This is a genomic window from Flavobacterium sp. (assembly GCF_027533505.1).
Taxonomy (GTDB): Bacteria; Bacteroidota; Bacteroidia; order Flavobacteriales; family Flavobacteriaceae; genus Flavobacterium.
In genome coordinates this window covers 1-5,796 of sequence record NZ_JAPZUB010000061.1, presented here as the reverse complement: position 1 = coordinate 5,796, position 5,796 = coordinate 1, and the positions used below count along the sequence as shown (strand labels likewise).

The 5,796-nt window shown below is 42.1% G+C and carries 6 protein-coding genes; 4 read left to right on the top strand and 2 right to left on the bottom strand.

What is annotated here, in order from left to right; all coding sequences use genetic code 11:
• Positions 1-964 precede the first annotated feature (964 nt).
• Together O9316_RS12065 and O9316_RS12060 are read left to right on the top strand one after the other, a co-directional pair.
• A complete protein-coding gene (locus O9316_RS12065) occupies positions 965-1,330 on the top strand; it encodes a hypothetical protein (protein WP_298204653.1) in 366 nt (121 codons plus the stop codon).
• Positions 1,331-1,334: 4 nt separating this feature from the next.
• Positions 1,335-1,811, top strand: coding sequence for a hypothetical protein (locus O9316_RS12060; RefSeq protein ID WP_298204654.1), 477 nt, complete (start codon positions 1,335-1,337; stop codon positions 1,809-1,811).
• Here the strand turns inward: O9316_RS12060 and O9316_RS12055 are convergent.
• The gene (locus O9316_RS12055) at positions 1,808-2,941 is read right to left on the bottom strand and encodes a glycosyltransferase (protein ID WP_298204655.1); all 1,134 of its coding nucleotides are present in this window, start codon (positions 2,939-2,941) and stop codon (positions 1,808-1,810) included. The two genes, O9316_RS12060 and O9316_RS12055, sit on opposite strands and share 4 nt — an antisense overlap.
• Positions 2,908-3,855: a hypothetical protein gene (locus O9316_RS12050; protein ID WP_298204656.1), complete on the bottom strand. Its 948-nt coding sequence runs from the start codon at positions 3,853-3,855 to the stop codon at positions 2,908-2,910. The genes O9316_RS12055 and O9316_RS12050 overlap by 34 nt, the downstream gene beginning before the upstream one ends.
• 47 nt (positions 3,856-3,902) lie before the next feature.
• Between O9316_RS12050 and ruvC the strand changes: the two genes are divergently transcribed.
• Positions 3,903-4,454 carry a crossover junction endodeoxyribonuclease RuvC gene (gene ruvC / locus O9316_RS12045; RefSeq protein ID WP_298204672.1) on the top strand — a complete coding sequence of 184 codons (552 nt, stop codon included), beginning with the start codon at positions 3,903-3,905 and terminating at the stop codon, positions 4,452-4,454.
• A gap of 67 nt (positions 4,455-4,521) precedes the next feature.
• The gene (gene hemW, locus O9316_RS12040) at positions 4,522-5,655 is read left to right on the top strand and encodes a radical SAM family heme chaperone HemW (RefSeq protein ID WP_298204657.1); all 1,134 of its coding nucleotides are present in this window, start codon (positions 4,522-4,524) and stop codon (positions 5,653-5,655) included.
• Positions 5,656-5,796 lie beyond the last annotated feature (141 nt).

Below are 5,796 nucleotides of genomic sequence, written 5' to 3'. Positions count from 1 at the left end.
CAATCTAAAGCTCCGATTTAACCAAATTAAAGAACTAATTATTTTTTGGTTACAATTATTGTTCAACTTTTTCACTAAAAATAAAACCACTATTTTAATCGAAATTTAAAATAGTGGCTTTTTAAGGAATGACTAAATAAATAGGCGTTTTGGTGAAAAACCTTAAAACCTTAATGTTTAAATTTTGGAGCACGAGGTTTCACGATGTTTGCACCAAGTTTCACAGTTTTTTTCTTTGCCACGAAGACACGAAGGTTTAGGGTTGTAAGTCGCAGTCGCAGTTCTTATGTGGTGTAAAAGTGGAATGGGTTTAATAGTGTAACAAAAGCTGCGAAAGAACAATCATTTTCAAACCTTCCTAACGGCAGGCAGGTCTTCAAATCATCACATTTTCAAATTGAAGTTAAAAAGTGGAATGGGTTTAAAATGTGTATTGGGTACACCTATTTCTTTTCTCTTGCTTCTTTTCTCTTTCCTCTATTTCACCGCAAAGGAGCAAAGGTTGCGCGAAGGACGCAAGGATTTAAGTTTGTTAAGAATCGCGGCCTGTGGCCAGCTTAATTTTACTAAATAAATAGGCGTTTTGGTGAAAAACCTTAAAACCTTAATGTTTAAATTTTGGAGCACGAGGTTTCACGATGTTTGCACCAAGTTTCACAGTTTTTTTCTTTGCCACGAAGGCGCGAAAGTTTAGGGTTGAAAGTCGCGTCGCATTAAGCAGTACTCAGTAGCTTAGTGTCTCAGGAGCTTAGCAGCTCCTAATTCATCTTTTATAGTAAAAACCTGTTTTTAGCCCCGATTGAGGCTTTGTTGGAGCTCTTGTAGCGCAGCGGAAAAGCGACTGCCGAAAGCGGGAAGAGGGTTGAACAAAACACAGGGTTTTTGCTCCAAAAAATGGACGACCAGCTTCCTGCTTGTGATTGCGTTTATTTTACTACTTTTGGTTTCTTTGAAGCGGTGCACTATGCGTAAATGGATTTGGTTTTTTGTACTATGGATCGGCTCAGGGGTAGTGGTCCCATCTTTGTGGGCGCAAGAGGCCTCCGATCCTGATTTGGCGCTTAAAAACACCTTGTATGCTCAATACCGAAAAGAAGTTTTGGCCTACGACAAGAAAAAGTATGATGATTTATTTTTTTCGTTTTTTGAAAAACAAAACGACCCGCAACTGATTTTGACCAAAGAGGAATATTATACCTATACGATAAAAATCGCTATCTATTCGGAAAAGTTGGGAATGTTGTATAAGGACCAAAAAGAGGCCGCAGCACAAACCAAGAAAGAATGGTTTGACAAACGGTATGAAGCGTATTTGCAATCAAAAAAATAAGGTAGTGAAAAAAGTGTTTTTCTTTTTGGCGTTGGCCCTAACTTCATGCAGTTATTTTGAAAAACAAGTTCCCAACGAACAGGAATTGTTGGATAAAGAACTCCAGGCCATCAATTGGAATCAGGTCGATGAATATCCGTCGATTGCCGCCTGTGAAAAATTGACCGATACCAACCAACGTAAGCAGTGTTTTTTTGAATTCCTTTCGGCGACCATTCAAGAAAAACTCAATCCCGACTCCTTGGCCGTGCTTCCACCAGCGATTGATACGATTGAAGTGAAAGTAACGGTCAATCCCGATGCGACATTGGTGTTGGAACCTCAATTTCCGCAAGACTCTACGGCTTACGACAAGAAAAAGATAGACAGTATTTTGCGCACGCGCTTGACCGATTTACCCAAAATTAATCCCGCTTTAAAACGCGGCATTCCCGTAAAATCACAGTTTATCTTACCGGTTATCCTGCGCCGTGAAAATTAACGTCGAAACGCGCGTCCTTTCCAACGGAATCCTCCAAACAATGCACAGATTCCAGTTACACTGCTAAAAAACGGATACACTACGCTACTCGCTAAGGGTAAGAAAAATTTACCCCCCCGTAGTAGGTTATTCGCACGGTACATGAGGATAAAGTCCGCTGCATATTTTACCGCCCAGATGCTTGCCACGAATGCCCATGGTACCTTGTGGTTGAAGGCGAGCAAGAGGGCAGTTCCCCAACTTAGATTCATCAACAAAACGACAACGGCGAGCCCTTTTGCATAACTATTGGAGTATCCCGTTGACTTTGCCGCCCAGCGAATGCGTTGTTGAAGCACTTCAAACAAATCGTCTATCGCACGGGTTTCAACGGTAGCTGCGGCACTTTTTAAATAGCCCACTTTTTGGGGTTGTTGCTGTAAGGCTTTTTGTAGTAACAACACATCGTCGCCGCCTGCATATTGATTGAGTCCGTCGAAGCCGCCTAATTCAGTAAAAAATGCCTTGGTGTAGGCAAAGTTGGCGCCATTACACATAAAACCTTGATGGTTGCCAAAACTGCCCATCGTTGTACCTTGAAGGGCGAGGGTTTCCAATTGCTGAAAATCGTGAAACCAGTTGTTTTTGGTTTTAAGAATAACGGGTCCGACCACCATTTCTTTTTTTGTTTCTTGAATGAAATCGTGGAAGGTATGTAGCCAGTTTTCGGGCAAAATACAATCGCCATCGGTGGTAATCACCCAGGGATGTTTGAGGATGGGTAGTGCGCGGGCGATGGCGTCTTTTTTTGGGGAGCCGGTGCGTCGTACGTTTTCCAGAAATGTTGTGTCAAATGGGCTATGGGTTAACCGCCAATTTAAGTAAATCCGTTCGCTTTGATCTGTTGAGAAATCGTCGATGATGATGACTTCAAAAAGTTCGGGGGGATACTTCAATTGAGCAATGGATTGTAGTAATGCTGGTAAGTTTTTCGCCTCATTTCGTATGGGGATAACGATAGAAAATCCGGTGGTTGGTGTTGTGTTTTTGGGGGCGAATGTACGCAGTTTTGCGATACCTGAAAAAAGATGCAAAAGAAAACCCGCATACATCACGGTTATGAATCCGAAGCAGAAGAAGAGGATGTCCATTGTGGTTTAAAGATTAAAATATAATAACTGCCAATAAGTACGGGCACCACTACATTCATGAGCCACATGAGGGTACTGATGAACACCACGGTCCAGTCGTTTACACCCAATTTTCCGAAGAAGAACAAGGCAACGCTCCCTTTGACGGCAAAATCCAAAAACTGAAAACTCGGCAAGGAGGAAGCCATAAAATAGACCGCTGCAATGGCGCCCATTAACGTAGCGTAGGGTAAATGTACCTCAAATGCCCGAAATAAAAAATAGTATTGGTGGGAAAAGATGAGGTAACGGCCTAGAGCTAAGAGATTGTTTTTTTGATGCACAGCGGTTGGAAGAGCGTGGATTTTGGTGTAAAGTAACTGAAAGGAATAGCCTTTAACCGTAATTTTTTGGGTAAAATAAAAAATCAATCCAAGGGCAGTAGCCAATGCGATAACGCCCCAAGCCCAAGGGGTATATCCTAAAATGAAGAGTCCGATAGTGCCGAAAACGATGGTGAGTCCCATTTGGATGCCGTTGCAAATCAAATTTAAAAAGACCACTTGACCCGCGTCTTTCTTAGGAAAATAAAATGCTTTCCCCGCATATTCGCCGATGCCGTTGGGGGTAAAAATACCTGCTGTCAATGCCGCTAGTACTTGCTTGGTGGATTCTCCTAATGAGAGTGGGCGAAGGGTCGAACCCAAATTTTGCCATTTAAGGATTTCTAAAAAACGGTTGCCAAAAGTCAAGGTGAACAAGACAAAAATCGTTGCCGGATGCGCCAGTTTTTGTAGTGATTTCCGGAATGAATTCCAGGATAATTGTGGGTCCGAACTCAATTTGTGGTAGATCACGTAAAACGCACCCGATACAATCACAATTTTAAGGAGAACTGTGAGGAATTGTGTAGCTTTGTCTGACCGTGCCTTCATGGTACAAAGAAAACGCTTTTTTGGCGAAACCAACGAATGAATTAACCTTGGCAAACGAACGAATTATATTGGGCATTGACCCGGGAACGACCATTATGGGTTTTGGACTCATTCGTGTGGTCCACAAAAAGATGGAATTTATTCAACTCAATGAACTGTTGTTGAGTAAATACGATGATCATTATGTGAAGTTGAAAAAAATCTTTGAGCGTACGATTGAGTTAATCGATACCTATCATCCCGACGAAATTGCGATTGAAGCCCCATTTTTTGGTAAAAACGTGCAATCGATGTTGAAGTTGGGGAGAGCCCAAGGGGTAGCCATGGCGGCCGGACTCTCACGACAGATTCCGATAACCGAATATGAGCCGAAGAAAATCAAAATGGCAATTACCGGTAACGGAAATGCCAGTAAAGAGCAAGTCGCCAAAATGTTGCAGCAACTATTGGGGTTAAAAGAATTACCTAAAAATCTCGATTCCACGGATGGTTTAGCCGCTGCGGTTTGTCATTTTTTCAATAAAGGAAAGGTAGTTGCAGGCAAAAGTTATACGGGTTGGGATGCGTTTGTGAAACAGAATGAACATAGAATTAAATAATTTGAAGATTTGATAATTTGAAGATTACGGTCATTTTCAAATTTTCAAACGGATTAATTTCAAATCAATGAGCGGCATCTACCTCCATATCCCTTTTTGCAAACAAGCCTGTCACTATTGTGATTTCCACTTTTCGACTTCTTTGAAAAAAAAGGAAGCTATGGTGGCCATGATGGCACGTGAAATTGAACTGCGAAAAGACTGGTTTGGGTCCTCAACCGTGATTGAAACGATTTACTTTGGCGGGGGGACGCCGAGTGTTTTAGCCCTATCGGATATCCTTTTTTTAATTGAAGAAATTCACAACCATTTTACAGTAGCCGATCGTCCCGAAATCACCTTGGAAGCCAATCCCGATGATTTGACTCCCGACTATTTACACGCTTTGGCACAAACGCCAGTGAATCGCTTATCCATTGGGGTACAATCCTTTTTTGAGGACGATTTGCGGTTGATGAATCGGGCCCACAACGCGCAGGAAGCGTTGACCTGTTTGCAGTTGGCGACTACGCTTTTTGATAACATCTCGTTGGATTTAATTTATGGAATTCCGGGGTTAACGAATGAAAAATGGATTGCGAATATTCAAACCGCCTTGCAATTGGGGGTACCGCATATTTCGAGTTATGCGTTGACGGTCGAACCCAAAACCGCTTTGCATTCGTTTGTGCAAAAAGGCATTATTCCCAATCCCGATGAGGGCCAAGCGCAAGAACAATTTTTGTTGTTGATAGACCAACTTGAAGCCGCGGGTTTTGTGCATTATGAGTTGTCGAATTTTGGTAAAGAAGGCTATTTTTCCAAAAATAATTCGGCCTATTGGTTAGGTAAACCGTATTTGGGCATTGGACCCGCGGCCCACAGTTTTAACGGCGTCCAACGCGGATGGAATATTTCCAACAACACCAAATACATTCAAGCACTCGAAGCCTATGTACTGCCAATTGAAATGGAAACCTTATCCCTGACCGATCGCTACAACGAATATGTGATGACGGGTTTGCGCACGATTTGGGGAGTCGATTTGCACCGCTTGGAAACCGAATTTGGTCCCCGTTTCAAAACCTATTTTCTTCAACAAGCCGAAACACATCTCGAAGACCATTTGTTGTACCTCGATGGCGATATCGTTCGTACTACCCGCAAAGGCAAGTTTCTAAGTGATGGGATTGCGAGTGATTTGTTTCTATTGAATTTGTAATTTTTAACCGCCAAGCGCGCCAAGTTATCGCGAAGTGCGCCAAGTTTTTTATGCCCTATAGAATATGAAAAATGAATGATTAAATCTTTGTTCGTTTACTTTAATGTTTCCCTCATTAACGACGGAAAAAAGATAATGGTT

What these genes read in the sequence shown, in the direction of transcription:
- hemW (WP_298204657.1), top strand. Translation starts at nt 4,522, where the DNA reads ATGAGCGGCATCTACCTCCATATCCCTTTTTGCAAACAAGCCTGTCAC.
- O9316_RS12055 (WP_298204655.1), bottom strand. Translation starts at nt 2,941, where the DNA reads ATGGACATCCTCTTCTTCTGCTTCGGATTCATAACCGTGATGTATGCG.
- O9316_RS12065 (WP_298204653.1), top strand. Translation starts at nt 965, where the DNA reads ATGCGTAAATGGATTTGGTTTTTTGTACTATGGATCGGCTCAGGGGTA.
- O9316_RS12050 (WP_298204656.1), bottom strand. Translation starts at nt 3,855, where the DNA reads ATGAAGGCACGGTCAGACAAAGCTACACAATTCCTCACAGTTCTCCTT.